The sequence below is a fragment of the Pseudomonas sp. BAY1663 genome, from assembly GCF_000582595.1.
Lineage (GTDB): Bacteria > Pseudomonadota > Gammaproteobacteria > Pseudomonadales > Pseudomonadaceae > Stutzerimonas > Stutzerimonas stutzeri_AF.
The window spans coordinates 1-16,694 of the sequence record NZ_AZSV01000058.1; the positions used below are offsets into that span (position 1 = coordinate 1).

Consider the following 16,694-nt stretch of genomic DNA (forward strand, 5'->3'; position numbering starts at 1 on the left):
TGTCGATCCTTGCTTCCCCAAGAAAGCGCGATGAACCAATTAAAAGGCGTATCGTTCGAAGGCTCCCGCATGCGCCCCCGTTGCGGGTCGGCATGCAGCCAGTCGAGATGAGCGAAGGGGGCGCCTTGTTCTTGAATCCCCGGCAGATGCGCTTGCGCGGCCGTGCGGGCCTGGTCTCGGCAAGCGCCTTGCTATCGGCCGGCAGCCCCCGTTCTTGAGCGGCTAGGCTGCAAAAAGGCGGCAACGCCACCCGCGGCGCAGATGGCGCCGGGAAACTGCGTCCCGCGCTACGACTCCAACACAAACCCTTTGCAACGGCTTTCCAAAGGAGCTTCCGATGCCAGATCTTTCCGCCTTTCCGATCACCCGCAAATGGCCCGCCCGCGATCCCGAGCGCCTGCAGCTCTATTCCCTGCCGACGCCCAACGGGGTCAAGGTCTCGATCATGCTCGAGGAGATCGGCCTGCCCTACGAAGTGCACCGGGTGGATTTCGAGCGCAACGACCAGCTGTCGCCCGAATTTCTCTCGCTCAACCCCAACAACAAGATCCCGGCGATCATCGACCCCGACGGCCCGGACGGACGTCCGCTGCCGCTGTTCGAGTCCGGCGCGATCCTGCTCTATCTGGCGGAAAAGACCGGCCAGCTGCTGCCGCACGACCCGGCACGGCGCTACCAGACGATCCAGTGGCTGATGTTCCAGATGGGCGGCATCGGCCCGATGTTCGGCCAGCTCGGCTTCTTCAACAAATTCGCCGGCAAGGACTACGAGGACAAGCGCCCGCGCGACCGCTACGTCGCCGAATGCAAACGCCTGCTCAGCGTGCTCGAGCAGCGCCTGGAGCACCGGGAATGGATCATGGGCGACGCCTACAGCATCGCCGACATCGCCGTCTTTCCCTGGGTGCGCAACCTGATCGACTTCTACGCTGCCGGAGAATTGGTCAACTTCAAGCACTTCGCCAATGTCGACCGCGTGCTGCAAAAGTTCCTGGCACGCCCGGCGGTGATCCGCGGCCTGGCGGTGCCCAAGGCGCCCTAACGCGGCGCCTGCGACTAATGGCGCAGCGCAGACTGTGCGCTACGGCACAGCGCCTGGAGCGGCAGGTGGTACCTTCGCGGCCCACATTTCCAGCAAGGGACCTGTCGTGAAACTGCTTATCCAGAGCGCCGCCCTGGCGCTGACCGCCAGCATCGCCACCAGCGCCTCGGCCGAGGCCGTACCGTCCAACACCCTGGCCGAGGCGGTCAGCAACTTCTCCGCATACAACGCGCAGCTCGACCAGGCCCTCAACCAGGAACTGACCGCCGAACGCATGGCGCACATCCATGAGCTCACCTACACGCTCAAGGTGGCTCTGGAACGGATCAACGAGGAGATGGACGGGCTGACCGATACCCTGGAAGAGATCCATATCAGCTCGGAGGCGCAGGATGCCGACGAGCTGAAAGCCTACGGCGCCGACTACCTGAAAACCGCGCGCACGGTGATCCGCTAGCCTCCCGAAACGACGAAGCCCGCCATCGCGGCGGGCTTCGTCGCCCCTCCGGCTCAGGGTTCGAGCGGCAGGATGTCGAAGCCGATCCGGTTGTCGCTGATGATGCGAAACGCCAGGGTCTGCCCCGCCACCACCTGCGCCAGCTTCTCGCGGCGCAGGCTGAGCTTGCCGCACAGCGTGTCGTCCATCCGGTCGGTCTCGATGCTGACGATCCGCGCCCCGGCCGGCACCTGGAAGCGGGCCTCCTCGCCGACGTGAATCCGTGCCGCCAGCTCGCGATCGATCAGCACCGCGATGTAGCAGCCGCCACCACGCCAGCCGAAATCCCGCGTCACCACCACCTCACCGGCATTCTCCAGCGGCTGCTGATAGGCCAGCAGCCGCTCGGCCGGTACCGCTTCGATGTCCTCGGGGTCGGGTTGCCAGGAGGAGCAGGCGGCGAGCGACAGCAACGAGGTCAGGGCGAGAATCAGGCGCATGGGCACTCCTTGAGCTGCCGCGTGGAAGCATGCGGCGTTGCGCTCAGCTTAGCCCACCGGCTCAACGACGCACGATGGCGCCGGTCTCGACCAGCTCGGCGTCGCCACCAACGATCTTGGCGTAGGTGGTCTTGGCGTTGACGCGCACCACCTGGATATCGGCCACCTTCTCTTCCATCTGCCCCAGCGACTCCTTGGTATAGGGATCGAACATCTCCTCGCCGAGGAAGTACACGCTGAGCTTGTCGCCGGTCTTGAGGGTCTTGCCGCCCTGGTTGAGCACCACGGTCTTGCCGTTGATCGCGACCACGCGCATCGGATAGATATTCGACAGCGCCCCCTCGACCAGCCGCGAGGCCAGCTCGGCGGCCATGCCCGCCTGGGATGAGCCGTACTTACCGAGCAAGCCACGGATGCCACCATCGCTGAAGTTGATGCTGACCGAGTCGGACCACTTCACCTGACGGGTCGCCGCCAGGATGATCTTGTAGTCCAGCTGTGCGGTGCCGCTGTAGGTGGTAATGGTCTCGCCGGTCAACTGCAGCGTCTTCACGTTGCGCGTACTGCGCAGGGCGCGCAGATTGCCCACCACGATGTAGTCGGCACCGAGCACGTTGCCAGCCCTGGCCTGCTCGGCCAGCGCCGCATCGTCGCCTACCCAGATGGCCTTCTCCTGCTGGAATTCGGCGCCGAACTCGCGATCCAGCACGTTCAGTCGCCGCGACTGGGTGAACAGGTCGAGGATACGGTTGCGCAGCTCCGACTCCACCTTGGCCGCCGGCACGTTATCGCCCAGCAGCGAGAAGCTGGCGCGATCGACATGGAACGGCAACACCGCCAGGCTGCGGCGGCTGTCGGCCGGAAGCCCAGGCTTGTCGTACTTGACTACGTGCAGGGTAATGTCTGCGCGGTAGCTGCCGTCGCTTTCCTGCGCCACATCATGCACGTCGTAACGCGACACCACACCACCGGAGGTCAGCTTGAGGTCACCCTGGCGGGCCACCTCGAAGCTGCTGGTGTGAGTGGCCTCGTCGCCTTCGCTGACGCTCTGGCGGCCGGAGATCGACTGCATGACCTCGCGGCTCTCGACGCTGACGCCGGTGATCTGGCGCAAGCCCTGCACCAGCGCATCGGCGATGGCCAGGGTGCGGTTGGCACCGTAGCCGACCGCATCGACCGCCTGCTCGGCGGCCCCGACGGTCGAGCCGAGCAGCATCAGCGCCAGGCCCAGCGTTCTGGCAATCATTCGCATGGGACGCTCCTCAGAAGTCATCGGCCGACATCAGGTCGCGGCTCTGGCTGGTCGCGGCCTGGCCGCCGCTGCGGTTCTGCGCCTGCTGGGTGCCGCCCTGGGCGGTGCGGGTCGGCTTGAAGTCGCGCATGGCGCGGGCGTTCTGTTCACTCAGCGGGTGCCAGATATAGACGACGCCGTTGATCTCGTGGCCGTACAGCGGGTGTTTCTCGCTCCAACGGAACAGCTCGCGCGTGCCCGGCAGGTTGGAGATGTTGCCGCGCGCGGAGATTTCCCGGTCGACGGTCTCGATGAACTCCTGGGTCTGCTCCTCCGACTCGGTGATGCTCTGCCCTTCGGCACGCACCACGCCGGTGGTCTGGCGGCTCATTTTCTGGCTGGTGGCCTGCTCCGAGGCGCCGGTGGCGTTGAACAGATAGGCGAAGTTGGCGTAGCTGGATGCCTTCGCCACGGCATAGGACAGCTCGCGGTTGTCGGCACGCTGTTGGAAGTCGTCGCCACGGTAGGGATTGCTCGCCTGGCCGAAGGAGATCAGCACCGGGTAGCCCTGCTCGTCGTACATGCGGCGAATGCCGAACTCGTTGATCAGTGCCGCCTTGTCGCTACGCAGCATCTGCAGCAGCGGCTGCTTGCTGGCCTTCGCCGGATCGGCGGCGATGTCGCCCTTGCTCTGGGCGATGTCGTGGACGAACTGGCGGAACTTGCTGGAGGCGACGATGGCCACAGCCACGGCATGGTCGCCGTCCTCGTTGTTGGCTTCGAAGGTCTTCACCGGAATGACCCCGGTCAGGGTCTGGCGGGCGCGGGTGATCGTGGTTTCCGCGACCGAGCGTTCGAACAGCTTGGCACGCTTTTCCTTCGGTGCCGCGCGGAATTCAGCCGGGTCGATGCCCATTTCCTGCAGCTCGCTGTCCAACTTGCCGCCGACCACGGCGATCGCCTTGTCGAGCAGTTCGCCCAGCTTGCTGCTGGCGCGCAGGTCGGCCTCGCTGAAGGACGGCATTTGGGTCTTGTCGTTGAACAGGCGACTGATGCTCTCGGTACGCACACTCACACCCAGGTGCTCGACGTACTTGGCCTGCGCCTTGAGCAGCGCTTCCTTGTAGGCCATGACCCGCGCATTGCCCCAGTCGCGACTTTCCGGCTTGGCCATGACCACGGTGCTGGCGGTGGTGTAGAAAATGCCGGGGCGGTCACGGAAGCTCTGCCCGGCCGGCGACTCCTCGAAGGCCTGGATCAGTTCCTCGATCGCCATGCCGGGGTCGCTCACCTGCGGACGGGCGGCCTGGGCGATGTTCGCCGCGGTGGTGTCCAATTCCTGCTCGGAGACCGTCGCGACGGCCTCCACCGCTTCCTGAGCGCTGACCACAGGTGCGATGCAGCCGGCCACGGCTAGCGCCAACAGCGTCTTGCCAATCAATTTCTTCATCGTTGCGTATCCTTACCAGGAGGTACCCTTGGCGCTGCCAAGCTTGCTGATCTGTTCTTCGCCTTCCCACACGGCCAGGCCGTTCTGCAGGTCGCTGAGGGTCATCTGGAAGTAGTACTCGACCAGTTCCTTGTTGCGGTCCACGCGGTTGTTGCGCTGCAGGATCTTGCCGGACAGGCTCATGTTCGGCGCGGCCAGCTTCTGCTGGACCAGCGTGGCGCGATCGACCTTGCGCGACTGGCTCAGCTCGGAGAACGCAGTGTTCATCTGGTCTTCAGCACCGTGCAGGCCGATGGCGGTGGTGACCTGTACCTTGCCGCTGCGCAACAGTTCGACGCGGATCTTCTTCACCAGCTGATCGGTATCGATACGCTGCATGGTGTCGTTGAGCACGGTGGAGACCACCATGATGTTCTTCTTGCCATCGTTCCGATCGACCGCACCGGACTGCAGCATGGATTGCGTCGCGGCCGCGGCGGCCTGTTCGAAATCGGCGGCGGAAAGGCCCAGAGTCACCGGACGGTCCACGGTCGGACCGGACAGCAGCTGGGTCTGCGGTGTACAGCCGACAGTCAGGCCGAGCACGGCGGCCAGCCCCATCGCACGAAACAGCCTGGTTTTATCCCCGAAATTCATTGATTGCTCCCTGAGGCATTGGCGTTGGCAGGTGGTGTGTGGGTATCGAAAAGATGGATGCGGTAGGCCACGGCGCGCGCCGACGGCGCCACGCGGTCCAATGAATGGCTGACCTGCGGGCGCAGCTCCAGCAGCTCCCAGCGCGAGGCCAGGCCAGGAACCTCGAAGCCGCTGCTGTCGAGCCATTCGAAGCGGTAGCGCAGCTCCTGGCGGCCAAGGCTGCGACTGTGCAGGCGCACGCCGGCGCGCAGCAGATCGCCGGAGGCCTTGCCCTCCTGAACCGACTCGATCTCCAGGTAGCTGCCGGCCCGCGGGCCGATCACCAGGTGCGGATAGGGCGAAGGCTGCGGTTGCGTCTGGCAACCGGCGGCCAGCAGCATTGCGGCTGTCAGGCCCAGGGTACGTAAATGCATGGAGAGGCTCCAAACTCAGGGTTGATAGCCGGCGATCTGGAAGACCGGCGGGGTACCGGGGGCGCTGGCCTTGACGTACACCACCGAGAACTGCTCGTCCGGCAGCTCGACGGCCAGCGGCGCCTGCAGGCCCGGCCCTTTGATGAGCAGCTTGCGATCGGCCGGCGGACGGATGCGCGCGACCTGGATTTCCTTCGGCAGCGCGGTCCACATGCGCGTATCGGCGCGGGTCGTGGTGGCCTGGTAGACCCCCGCGGCCAGGCTGCCGGCCAGGCCGAACTGCTCCTTGGCCTTGTACTGGATGAAGCCCTTGGTGATGCTGCTGATCACCGCTTCGGTGACCTTCAGCGGGAAGTCCTTCTTGAATTCGGTCTGCACGACGCGGTCGATGCTGGCCAGTTGCTCGGTCCTGCCCAGCGACTTGCCGCCGGCGAACAGTTCCAGGTGGCTATAGGCCTGCTCGCGCAGCTTCAGCTTCGGCAGTGCCAGCTGCGAGTACTCCACCTTGTCGTTGACCAGGAACAGCGGAATCGGCACCAGCACTTCCTCGATCTCCGGGCCCAGGCCGTTCTCGAAGATCACCCAGACCGTCGGATTGAGCTTCTGCTTGCGCCACTCACCGCGAATGAGCTTGTCGACGACCATCAGGTCGGTCTTCACCGCGGCATTGCCCGGGTTCATGCCCGCCACCCGGCGCAGCGAATCGCGGGCCTTGCCCAGGTCGTCGCGGTCGCTGCTGCCAAGCATGAAGTACAGGCCATGCAGGTAGTCGGTGTAGGGGTTGACGAAGTCCGGGTAGACCTCCCAGTCCTTCAGCTCCGGGTAGGCCTCGTACACCGACTGCTCCGCCTGCGCCCGGTTCGGCACCACGCTGCCCGCGCTCGCCTGTACCGGGGCCTCGGTCTTGGCCAGCTCCTCGGCCTGTTTCTCCTTCTGCGCCTCGATCTTGCTGCGGAAGTGCTCCTCGGCCCGCCGCTGGCGGTCGGCGGCACGGTTGAATTCGATGCGTGCGTTCTGCGCGTCGGCGAGGAACATGTTGTTCAACGCCTTGTAGGTGTTGACCATCACGCCGTCGTACACGGTCGGTGAATAGCGGTTGAGGTTGTTGTTCACCAACGTCGAGGTCACCTTTTCCAGCCCCTTGCGGGCGAGGTGCTCGGTATCCTCTTCCTTGGCCAGCGTTTCGGCGGTGTCGAGGACCTGGTTGCTCAGCTGGAACTGGCCACTGGCGGTCAGCGCCGTGCCGGCCTGCAGGGACCACAACAGTTCCGGCTTTTTCTCGGTGGCCAGGCCGCCGGCATGCTGCAGCGCGGCATCGGCCGCGGCCTGATACTCACCGGACAGGTAGAGGTCGTTGAAGCTGGCCATTTTTTCCGTCGGCGCCAGCGTCTGGCAGCCGCTGGCCAGCGCGATGCCAGCCAGCAGGGCCAGGTTGCGCAATGGGGGGAAGCTGGTTTTCATACGTCTCGAGTCCCTTGATCCATAAGGCTCCGGGCAGCTTCGAGCAAGCAGGCGCAAGACCTGTCGAACCAGTGACCGGAGGCCAGGGGCAGCGCGGGAAAAGGATTGACGAGAGATATTGCGAGGTGGGACGACGACGAGGGGAAGCAAGCGAACCCGGCATCCAGCCATTTCCATTCAACGCACGAGCGTTCAAACCGAACGACTCAAATCATTCCTTTGACTGATGCTCGCTGGCACAAGAGACTAGGCACTTCGTGTACAGCTCACACAGCCCGCCACCTGATGGCATTTTGATATTGCCCGTTGCGGGATGTTTCTGTCCACCCTGAATTTCCACCGGCACGAATCCGGGGGACGCGTGGCCGAGGTGGATCACCAACAATGGCGGGAGCCTGAACGCACTTTCGACAATGGCGAACCAGACGTGAACGACACCGCACACCGCAGCGCCGAACCGCGCTTCTGGCGCGACGCCGTCCTGCCCTTCATCGAGGCGCGGGCGGTCGCCGACGGACGCAAGGTCTGCTATGCGCCGCATTGCCACGAGACGTTCTCCATCGGTGCGATCACCGCGGGCCGCAGCACCTACTTCAATGGCGAGGCACGCGAGCGGCTCGAGCGCGGTGCCGTGGTGATCGTCAATCCGCAGACCGTGCACGCCTGCAACCCCATCGACGGCCAACCCTGGTCCTACCTGATGTTCTACGTCGATGCCGGCTGGCTCGGCGCCTTGCAGCACGAACTGGGCGCCAGCGCCGATGGCCGGTTCAGCCCCTACGCACCGATCCTCAGCCGCGACCCGGCGCTGTTCGCCGGGCTGACGCAGCTGTATGCCACGCTGCTCGATCCAGAGGCCGAAACCCTGCACAAGCAGAGCGCCGCCATCGAGTATTTCAGCCAGCTACAGCAGGCGCTGGCACCGGCCGCGCCCACGCCGGGCGCCGAGCCGCTGCAACAGTTGCAGCGCGCCGCCGACTACATCGCCGGGCACTGCACCCACCCGCTGCGGCTGGAAGATATCTGCCAGGCCGCCGGGCTGTCGCCGTCCTACCTGATCCGCGCGTTCAAGCAGCGCTACGGCATGACGCCACATGCCTACCTGCTCAACCGCCGCATCCAGCGCAGCCAGCACTGGCTCAGGCAGGGCCGCGAGCTGGCCGAGGTGGCGCTGGACGCGGGCTTCGCCGACCAGGCGCATTTCCAGCGCACCTTCAAGCGCCAGCTGGCGGCGACGCCCGGCCAGTACCGCCTGGGGTCACCCCGCCAGTAGGTACAGGGCGCTGCCGGCCAGCAGCAGTGCCATCGCCCGGTTCAGCCAGCGCACCCGCGCGGCCTGCTGCAGGTAGCGGCTCAGGAAGCTCCCGGCCCAGGCCCAGCAGGCGATCGAGGCATAGCAGATGAGGAAGTACAGCCCGGCGAACAGCCACACCCGCAGCACATCGTCGTTCGCCGCGAACAATCCCATCCCCGCCACGGACGCCAGCCAGGCCTTGGGATTGAGCCACTGCATCAGCGCACCGTCGAGCAGCGACGGGCCGCCGTCCGCCTGGCCGGGTTCGAGCCGGCCATCGTCCACTGCCAGGCGGTAGGCCATGTACAGCAGGAAGGCGACGCCACCCCACTGGATGCCGCGCATCAGGATGGGCGCGCGCTCCAGCAGTGCGTACAGGCCGAGGCCGATCGATAGCAGCAGCAGGGTGAAACCGACCGTCGCCCCCAGGACATGCCGCGTGCTGGCACGAAAGCCGAAACGCGCGCCGCAGTTCAATGCCACCAGGTTGACCGGCCCGGGCGTGATCGAAGACGCCAGGGCGAAGGCGGCCATGGAAAGATAAGGGTCCATAAGAGCTCTGCTTCCAGTGGATAGACCGGCAGCAGGCTAAGGCGCACGACGCGGGGATTATTGAAGGAAATTGCCCTGTCGGTGACGCGGACATTGGCGGCCAGCGCGGCGGCGCGCAGACCATGCTCGCGCCTGCAAGAACAGCGCCCCACGCCATCGCCCGCTCGCAGGCCATGCCTGCGAACAAAACCCGCGCACACGTGTGGCCGCCTTTCGCGGGCATGGCCCGCTCCTACGGAGGCCTTTCCTGCGCGACAGCGCTGGCGGACCGATTGGGCGGGATGATCTTCTGCCGTTCTCTTGCCAGGGCTTGGCTGTTGCAGGCACAAGCCGTTTGCACAGGCTCGCCGCCTACACCACACTGCCGATTCACCCAACCGCAGTCGGAGATTCCATGCAGCTACTCACCCCCCAATCCCGCGCGGCCATTCTCGAAAACCCGGACGCCCTGGAATGCACCCTCTACCGCCCCGACGAATACGACACGGAAGCGGAAGAGCAGGACCTTGGAGACGCACGCATCCTCATCACCGGCCCCTTCCAGCCGCCGCAGGAATGGGACGCCAAGGATCGTGACGACTACTTCGACGGCACGCCGCCCGACGCCTTCGTCACGGCGCGCATCGCCTGCGAGGCCACGCCCGATTCCGGCGCCTATTTCACCGCGGTGCCGGGCGACTATGCCGCCGTGATGGAAGCGCCCGGCAAGGTCTCGATGTTCTACGTCTGGGATTGCCTGAACGATGCCGAAGGGCAGTACGTGCTGATCCGCGAGGAAGAAGACGACCTCTGAGCGACAGACCCGGCAGGCTTCCCAGGGCATCCGCCCCCGGGAAGTCCGTGGGCCAGCCCCGGGGTGATGCTTTCGAGCCTCCCACTGGGTTCGCTGTTCGCCTGCTGCGTTGCGAAGGCCCGACCGCCGGGCGATGCTTCGCTGTGCAATGCCGGGCGGAGGTATGCAGCCCCGCCACGACACCGTTCACCACCGCCGAAGAGGAAGCCCATGCGCTCGCTCTCCAGCACCTGGCAATCGCCGGTTTCGCGCATGAAGCTGGTCGCCGGCCTTCTGCTGCTGTTCGCCGCCCTGCTGTACGTCGTCGCCACCGGCCTGCAGGCCATGCACCCGGCCTGGGGCTATGTCGCCTCCTTCGCCGAAGCAGCCATGGTCGGCGCCATCGCCGACTGGTTCGCCGTCACCGCGCTGTTCCGCCGCCCGCTCGGCCTGCCGATCCCGCATACCGCCATCATCCCGCGCAGCAAGGCGCGGATCGGCCGCAGCCTGTCGACCTTCATCACTATGCATTTCCTCGCCACGCCGCTGGTGCTGGCCAAGCTGCAGGAGCTCGATCTCGCCGGGCGCCTGGCCGGCTGGCTGCGCCATCCGGCCAATGCCGAAGCTGTCGGTCGTCGGCTCGCCGGCGTGGCGCACTTCGGCGTCGCCGCCCTGCATGACGAGCGGGTGCGCGCCTTCGTGCAGGAAAAGGCCCTCGGCCGCCTGCGCAAGTTCGACCTCGCCCCACCGCTGGCGCAGGCACTGGAAGTGCTGACCAGCCAGGGCCGCCACCAGGCGATGCTCGACGAACTGCTGGTCCGCCTCGATTCGATCATGCGGGACGAGCAGACCCGCGCCCTGATCGCCGACGCCATCAGCGCGGAAATCCGTACCCTGCGCTACCTGGGCCTGAGCAGGCCGGTGGGCGGCTGGTCGGCCAACAAGTTCGTCGACGGCCTCTCGGCGCTGATCGCCGAAGTCGCCGCCGATCCCGAGCACCTGATCCGCCAGCGCTTCGACGAGCACGTCGGCGAATACATCGAACGCCTCAGGCAGGATCCGACATACGCCCTGGAGGTCGAGCGCATCCTCGCCCAGTTGCTCGAACACCCGGCCACCAGCCGTTATTTCCAGTCTCTCTGGCAGGAACTCACCGACTGGCTGGAGCAGGACCTGGCCAGCGACGACTCACGTATCGGCCGGCGCATCGTCGCGCTCTGCCGCGGCCTCGGCGATGCGCTGGCCGCCGACGACGCCATGCGCGGCTGGATCAACGAACAACTGATGGCCGCCGCCCCGGCGATGCTGGAGCGCTATCGCGGGCAGATCGGCCACTACATCGCCCAGCGGGTGGAGAACTGGGAAAGCCACGAACTGGTCGAGCGGCTGGAGCAGAGCGTCGGCAAGGACCTGCAGTACATCCGTATCAACGGCACCCTGGTCGGCGGGCTGGTCGGGCTGCTGCTGCACGCGCTGACCCGGCTGCTGGGCGGCTGAAAAACCATTCAGGCGCCGAGACCGGTCGCCAGCGGCTGGTCGCCGCGCACGCTTGCCGGCCGCCCGTCCATGTGCCACACGCGGTTGGCCAGCGTGTCGGCATCGCGGGCATCGTGGGTCACGCAGATCATCGCCATGCCTGGCTGCTCGTCCAGCAGGCGAACCAGCAGCGTGCGCAGCTCGGCGGCGCGCCCCGCGTCCAGCGAGGCGAAGGGCTCGTCGAGCAACAACAGGTCGGGGCGTATCGCCAGGCTCCGCGCCAGCGCCGCACGGCGCGCCATGCCCAGCGAGAGCTGGTCGGGCAGGAGATCGCCGGCGCCTCCAGACCGACCTCGCCCAGCAAGCGCTCGATGTCGGCGGCGGGCGCGCCCACCAGCGCCAGGTTCTGCCGCACCGTGCGCCAGGGCAGCAGGCGGTGCTCCTGGAACAGGTAGCCGATGCGCAGCCCATGACGCCGCCGGACCATCGGGCTCAGGCGTCGGTCGAGCCCGGCAATGGCATTGAGCAGTGTGGTCTTGCCGACACCGGAAGGCCCCAGCAGGCAGATGCGATCACCTTCGCGCACCCGCACATCGATCATGCCCAGCACCGCATGGCCGGCAGCGACGCCATCGATCCGCACCTCAAGCATGCCGCACCCCCGCTTCGCGCCAGTACGATGCCCGCCGCTCCAGCGGCTGCAGCAACGTCAGCTCGATCAGTTGCACCACCGCGATGAAGGCGAGGCTGTAGGCCAGGATGCTCGCCACATCGAACACCTGGAAGGCCATGTGCAACTGGAAGCCGATGCCGTCCGAACGGCCCAGCAGCTCCACCACCAGGACGATCTTCCAGATCAGTGCCAGGCCGCCCCGGGTGGCCGCCATCAGGTAGGGGAACAGCTGCGGCAGCCAGACCTCCGTTACCCGCTGCCAGCGGCTGAAGCCATACACCAGGGCCATCTGCTCCAGCTTCGGGTCGAGGCTGCGTGCGCCCTCGCGCAGGGTCACCGCCACGTTCGGCACCTTGTTGACCACCACCGCCAGCACCGCCGCGGCCTCCACCAGGCCGAACCAGACGTAGAGCAGGATGATGGTGACCAGCGCCGGCAGGTTGAGAAACAGCACCAGCAGCGGATCGAGGATGCCGTCGACCAGCCGCGAGCGCCCCATCCACACGCCGAGCAGCGCCCCCAGCGCCATCGCCAGCAGGAAGCTGCTGGCCACCCGGCGCAGGGTGACCAGCAGGTGGTGCGGCAGCTCGCCGTTCTGCACGGCCAGCCAGAAGGTCTCCAGCACGGCAGCCGGTGCCGGCAGCAAGGACGTCTTCGCCAGTTGCGCCGCGACCGCCCAGAGCGCCACCGCCAACGGCAGCGCAACCCAGCCGGCCCAGCGTGCCGATCTCATCGGCCCGCCTGGAACAGCGTGGCCGGCATCGGCTTCGTCGGATCGGCACCGGTCAACAGCAGCAGGCGCTGCAGATCGGCGATGCGCGGGGCATCCAGGGGTTGCGGAATGCCCTCGACGAAGCTGTCGCGCAACGCGGCGAACACCGCCTCGTCCTCGGCACGCATCAGTGGCCGGATCGCCTGCCAGTGTCCCGGCTCGCTCGCCAGCTGGTCCTTGGCCTGGCGCAAGGCGCCGGCGAAACGCCGCAGCAGATCGTCATGCCCGGCGGCCCAGGCTTCCGGGAACAGATAGCCGAGCACCGGCAGCCGGGGGTCGAGGTCCAGTGTCCGGAGCAGATCGGCCAGGCCGAACGCGGCATGCACCCCACCCTCGCCGCGCAGGCGGGCAGAGAAATGCCAGAAGGTCAGCAGCGCATCCACCTGGCCGCGTCGCAATGCCTGGCCGAGCAACGGCGGTGCGGCGTACTGCACCGTCGCCTCGCGCGCCAGATCGAGCCCCTGCGCGGCAGCTGCCCGTTGCAACAGCCGCCAGCCGAGCCCGTCGGGGCCGCCCGCCACGCCGATGCGCTTGCCGCGCAGATCGGCCAACGTGCGAATGTCGCTGCCATCGGGTACCAGCACTTCGCCGATCTGCGAGGAGAACGGCACGTAGCGATAGGCCGTCCCGGCCTCGTAGCGCGCCTGGGCCCAGAGCAGGTCGCTCACGGCCCCGTCGACGCTGCCGCTGGACAGCGCCAGCCGCGACGCCGGCACGTCGGCGGCCAGCCGTATCTTCAGTTCGAAGCCATTGGCGCGATCCAGTTGCTGGCGCTTGAGATGTTCCAGCTCCCAGTGCGGCGTGCCGAACTGCAGCACGCTCAGCGTCAGCACCGGCAAATCCCGTGCCTGCGCCGACAGCGATATCGCCGCCAGCGCAAGCACCAGCCCGATGCCACGACCGACCCCGTGCCGGGAGCCGAGGGCACGTTTGAAACAGCGGATGAGGAGGGTCGATGAAGGCATCATGCCCGCAGGGTACGAAGCCCCCCGCCCGTGACGAATAGTACTTTGGTGCCTCTTGCCTGCTGCGATGGTCGCACCGGGCGCAGCCGGCGTGGTGCGGGTCAGGCCGGCTGTTCGATGCGCCGCAGCAGTCGCGCCTGCAGTTTCTCCAGTTCCGCCGGGTCGGCCTTGTGCGCCGCATGCACCGCCAGCCCCTCGCCGGCGTAGCGCGGGACGATATGCATGTGGATGTGGAACACCGACTGCCCCGCCGGCGCACCATTGAACTGCGCGACCTGCACGCCATCGGGTTGCAGCTCGTCGACGAGCACCCGGGCGAGCCGCTGTACCACTTTCATCACCTTGCACAGCGCCTCGCTATCCACGTCGAGGATGTTGCAGGCAGCCGAGCGCTTCGGGATCACCAGCGTATGGCCGAAGGACTGCGGGAACAGATCGAGGAAGGCGAGCACGTCGTCGTCCTCGTAGAGCTTGTAGCACGGCGCATCGCCCCGGATGATCTGGGCGAAGATGTTCTGCGGGTCGTAGGGAGTGGTCAGGGACACCGGGCGTCTCCATGGTGGGCAGGAAAGCGGCACCATAGCCGGAGGTTGGCTAGGGCGCCAAGACGGAGGGAAGAGAAATGATCGCGACCGAGCGGTTGCGCCTGCGCCAGTGGCGCTCCGCGCACCGTGAATGCGGAGCCCCGCTGCGCAGAGCGCAGTTTGGCCCCGGATCGCCCGCTGGGAATCCTAATCGCGACGGTACTAACGCAACTCTTGCGCCTTGGCGGCGTAATCGTCGCTGTTGATCTCGTGGGTCTCGAGCACGGCTTCGAGTTCCTGGCGGATCTGCGGATGGGTGACCTCCTCGAGCAGCGCCTGGAGCTTGCGAATCACCCATTTCTGCCCACGGTCGACCAGCGCCAGGCGCTCGCCCAGATCGGCGATCGCCATGCATTTCTCGTAGAAGGCGCCGCGTTCGCGCCCGGCTCGGCACCGAGCAGCACCAGGCAGTCGCGCAGCCGCCGGCAGCTGTCGCTTCGCCGCGATGCACCTGCGCCAGCACGCTGCGCTGCAGCTCTCCCGTGGCCTCGCGGAGGCTGGCATTGGCGACCTGCGCCCCGGCCCGCTCCGCGCTCAGCAATTCATCGAGCGCCGCGATCAGCCGCTCCCGCTCGATCCCCAACGATTCCACAGTCATGTTGTTCTCCTTGTCTCGACAATGGCCGGTGTCAGTATGCCCCCGCGCGACCAGGCGTCATCACCGCAGCGGCAGGCCAGACGGCCATGCTAGCCGCACGCCAACAGAGGCTGAAAATGAAAAATACTGCCGCGAAAGTGCAGTCTTTTTGCATCGTGGCCGATGCACCACAGTGTGGGCAAGCCATTGATTCAAAATAAATGAACTAGACGTGCATTATTATTCCTTTGTGCAAATCAAACAGGAGGACCACACTGGCCTGCGATCCACCTCGGCGCTCGCCTGGCGCCCAGGCACGACTCGCAGAGAGATCCCAGCAGAGGAACCCCAGGAGGCCGTGCAAGGTGGGGCGGAACCTTGCAAACCCCTTGCGTGCAACCGGTAATCTCCATGTCCAGAGTGATTCGCGCCGGCTCGGCCGGCGAAACCTTCAACTACGCCATCGTTCGCCAGTTCACCCTGATGACCCTGTTCTGGGGCATCCTCGGCATGGCCATGGGCGTGTTCATCGCCGCCCAGCTGGTCTGGCCGCAACTCAATTTCGACCTGCCGTGGACCAGTTTCGGCCGCATCCGGCCAATCCACACCAACCTGGTGATCTTCGCCTTCGGCGGCAACGCGCTATTCGCCACGTCCTTCTACGTCGTGCAGCGCACCAGCCGCGCACGGCTGGTTTCCGACGGCCTGGCCCGCTTCGTGTTCTGGGGCTGGCAGGCGGCGATCGTCGCCATGCTGGTCAGCTACCCGCTGGGCTATACCACGTCCAAGGAGTACGCGGAGATGGAATGGCCCATCGCCCTGCTGGTCACGCTGGTGTGGCTGGTCTACGCCTGGCTGTTCTTCGGCACCATCGCCCGGCGCCGGGTCAGCCACATCTACGTCGGCAACTGGTTCTACGGCGCGTTCATCGTCGTCACGGCGATGGTGCACATCGTCAACCACCTGCTGGTGCCGGTCACGCTGTTCAAGTCCTACTCGCTGTTTTCGGGCGCCACCGATGCCATGGTGCAGTGGTGGTACGGGCATAGCGTGGTCGGGTTCATCCTCTCGGTGGGCTTTCTCGGGATGATGTACTACTTCGTACCCAAGCAGGCCGAGCGGCCGATCTATTCCTACCGGCTGTCTATCGTGCACTTCTGGGCGATCATCAGCCTGTACATCTGGGCCGGCCCGCACCACCTGCACTACACCGCCCTGCCGGACTGGGCGCAGAGCCTGGGCATGGTGATGTCGGTCATCCTCCTGGCGCCGAGCTGGGGCGGCATGATCAACGGCATGATGACCCTCTCCGGCGCCTGGCATAAGCTGCGCAGCGACCCGATCCTGCGCTTTCTGGTGGTCTCGCTGGCGTTCTACGGTATGTCCACCTTCGAAGGCCCGATGATGGCGATCAAGACCGTCAATGCCCTCTCCCACTACACCGACTGGACCATCGGCCACGTGCACGCCGGCGCCCTCGGCTGGGTGGCGATGATCAGCATCGGCACGCTGTACCACATGATCCCCCGGCTATGGGGCTGCGAGCGGATGCACAGCACCGGCCTGATCAACGCGCACTTCTGGCTGAGCACCATCGGCACGGTGCTGTACATCGCCTCGATGTGGGTCAACGGCATCACCCAGGGCCTGATGTGGCGTGCGATCAACGAGGACGGCACCCTCACCTACTCCTTCGTCGAGGCGCTGGAGGCCAGCCATCCGGGTTATCTGGTACGCCTGGCCGGCGGCGGCCTGTTCGCCTCCGGCATGCTGCTGATGGCCTACAATACCTGGCGCACCGTGCGTGCCGGCGAGCACGCCGTGCAGGCACCGATCCCCGACCTGGCCCCGGCGAGATGA

General features: G+C 66.2%; 17 protein-coding genes and 2 pseudogenes. 6 read left to right on the forward strand and 13 right to left on the reverse strand.

Annotated features, from left to right (window positions below; translation table 11 throughout):
* Nucleotides 1–337: 337 nt before the first annotated feature.
* Complete coding sequence (locus BAY1663_RS15600; protein ID WP_037042479.1) at nt 338–1,042, forward strand: glutathione S-transferase N-terminal domain-containing protein; 705 nt, start codon at nt 338–340, stop codon at nt 1,040–1,042.
* Between the two features lie 106 nt (nt 1,043–1,148).
* On the forward strand, nt 1,149–1,499 hold the full coding sequence (locus BAY1663_RS15605) for a DUF6746 family protein (RefSeq protein WP_037042481.1): 351 nt from the start codon (nt 1,149–1,151) through the stop codon (nt 1,497–1,499).
* 53 nt (nt 1,500–1,552) lie between these two features.
* On the opposite strand, the gene BAY1663_RS15610 is transcribed toward BAY1663_RS15605, so the two are convergent.
* From BAY1663_RS15610 to BAY1663_RS15635, 6 genes are all read right to left on the reverse strand, one after another.
* Nucleotides 1,553–1,978, reverse strand: a complete 426-nt coding sequence (locus tag BAY1663_RS15610) for a 3-isopropylmalate dehydratase (protein WP_037042489.1) — start codon at nt 1,976–1,978, stop codon at nt 1,553–1,555.
* A 61-nt stretch (nt 1,979–2,039) separates the two neighbouring features.
* Entirely contained in the window at nt 2,040–3,230 is a 1,191-nt protein-coding gene (locus tag BAY1663_RS15615; protein ID WP_128576330.1) for a hypothetical protein, read from the reverse strand.
* Nucleotides 3,231–3,240: 10 nt separating this feature from the next.
* Nucleotides 3,241–4,659 (reverse strand): DUF6844 domain-containing protein, encoded by a 1,419-nt coding sequence (locus tag BAY1663_RS15620; protein ID WP_037042493.1) that lies wholly within the window; start codon nt 4,657–4,659, stop codon nt 3,241–3,243.
* A 12-nt stretch (nt 4,660–4,671) separates the two neighbouring features.
* Nucleotides 4,672–5,295: a penicillin-binding protein activator LpoB gene (lpoB, locus tag BAY1663_RS15625; protein ID WP_218186678.1), complete on the reverse strand. Its 624-nt coding sequence runs from the start codon at nt 5,293–5,295 to the stop codon at nt 4,672–4,674.
* Complete coding sequence (locus BAY1663_RS23085) at nt 5,292–5,708, reverse strand: YcfL family protein (RefSeq protein ID WP_051497170.1); 417 nt, start codon at nt 5,706–5,708, stop codon at nt 5,292–5,294. Before BAY1663_RS23085 ends, lpoB begins: the two co-directional genes overlap by 4 nt.
* Nucleotides 5,709–5,723: 15 nt before the next feature.
* Nucleotides 5,724–7,169, reverse strand: coding sequence for a COG3014 family protein (locus tag BAY1663_RS15635; protein WP_051497171.1), 1,446 nt, complete (start codon nt 7,167–7,169; stop codon nt 5,724–5,726).
* A gap of 427 nt (nt 7,170–7,596) precedes the next feature.
* On the opposite strand from BAY1663_RS15635, the gene BAY1663_RS15640 reads away from it, so the two are divergent.
* Nucleotides 7,597–8,442, forward strand: coding sequence for an AraC family transcriptional regulator (locus BAY1663_RS15640; RefSeq protein WP_037042533.1), 846 nt, complete (start codon nt 7,597–7,599; stop codon nt 8,440–8,442).
* Here the strand turns inward: BAY1663_RS15640 and BAY1663_RS15645 are convergent.
* Nucleotides 8,428–9,015, reverse strand: a complete 588-nt coding sequence (locus BAY1663_RS15645; protein ID WP_037042495.1) for a LysE family translocator — start codon at nt 9,013–9,015, stop codon at nt 8,428–8,430. The two genes, BAY1663_RS15640 and BAY1663_RS15645, sit on opposite strands and share 15 nt — an antisense overlap.
* A gap of 394 nt (nt 9,016–9,409) precedes the next feature.
* Here BAY1663_RS15645 and BAY1663_RS15650 point away from each other — a divergent pair, with 394 nt between their 5' ends.
* Nucleotides 9,410–9,808 carry a hypothetical protein gene (locus tag BAY1663_RS15650; RefSeq protein WP_037042498.1) on the forward strand — a complete coding sequence of 133 codons (399 nt, stop codon included), beginning with the start codon at nt 9,410–9,412 and terminating at the stop codon, nt 9,806–9,808.
* Between the two features lie 210 nt (nt 9,809–10,018).
* Nucleotides 10,019–11,284 carry a DUF445 domain-containing protein gene (locus BAY1663_RS15655; protein WP_037042500.1) on the forward strand — a complete coding sequence of 422 codons (1,266 nt, stop codon included), beginning with the start codon at nt 10,019–10,021 and terminating at the stop codon, nt 11,282–11,284.
* A gap of 8 nt (nt 11,285–11,292) precedes the next feature.
* On the opposite strand, the pseudogene BAY1663_RS15660 reads toward BAY1663_RS15655, so the two are convergent.
* The 6 genes and pseudogenes from BAY1663_RS15660 to BAY1663_RS26030 form a co-directional block, all read right to left on the reverse strand.
* A pseudogene (locus BAY1663_RS15660) lies at nt 11,293–11,915 on the reverse strand (ABC transporter ATP-binding protein).
* Nucleotides 11,908–12,669 (reverse strand): ABC transporter permease, encoded by a 762-nt coding sequence (locus tag BAY1663_RS15665; protein ID WP_037042502.1) that lies wholly within the window; start codon nt 12,667–12,669, stop codon nt 11,908–11,910. Before BAY1663_RS15665 ends, BAY1663_RS15660 begins: the two are co-directional and overlap by 8 nt.
* A complete protein-coding gene (locus tag BAY1663_RS15670) occupies nt 12,666–13,676 on the reverse strand; it encodes an ABC transporter substrate-binding protein (protein ID WP_128576334.1) in 1,011 nt (336 codons plus the stop codon). The genes BAY1663_RS15665 and BAY1663_RS15670 overlap by 4 nt, the downstream gene beginning before the upstream one ends.
* A gap of 98 nt (nt 13,677–13,774) precedes the next feature.
* Nucleotides 13,775–14,218 carry an HIT family protein gene (locus BAY1663_RS15675; RefSeq protein ID WP_037042504.1) on the reverse strand — a complete coding sequence of 148 codons (444 nt, stop codon included), beginning with the start codon at nt 14,216–14,218 and terminating at the stop codon, nt 13,775–13,777.
* 201 nt (nt 14,219–14,419) lie between these two features.
* Nucleotides 14,420–14,608 carry a DUF6306 domain-containing protein gene (locus BAY1663_RS26025; RefSeq protein WP_371257629.1) on the reverse strand — a complete coding sequence of 63 codons (189 nt, stop codon included), beginning with the start codon at nt 14,606–14,608 and terminating at the stop codon, nt 14,420–14,422.
* A 139-nt stretch (nt 14,609–14,747) separates the two neighbouring features.
* Nucleotides 14,748–14,855: pseudogene (locus BAY1663_RS26030) on the reverse strand (hypothetical protein); the annotation flags it as partial.
* 390 nt (nt 14,856–15,245) lie between these two features.
* Between BAY1663_RS26030 and ccoN the strand changes: the two are divergent.
* Nucleotides 15,246–16,694: a cytochrome-c oxidase, cbb3-type subunit I gene (gene ccoN / locus BAY1663_RS15685; RefSeq protein WP_037042506.1), complete on the forward strand. Its 1,449-nt coding sequence runs from the start codon at nt 15,246–15,248 to the stop codon at nt 16,692–16,694.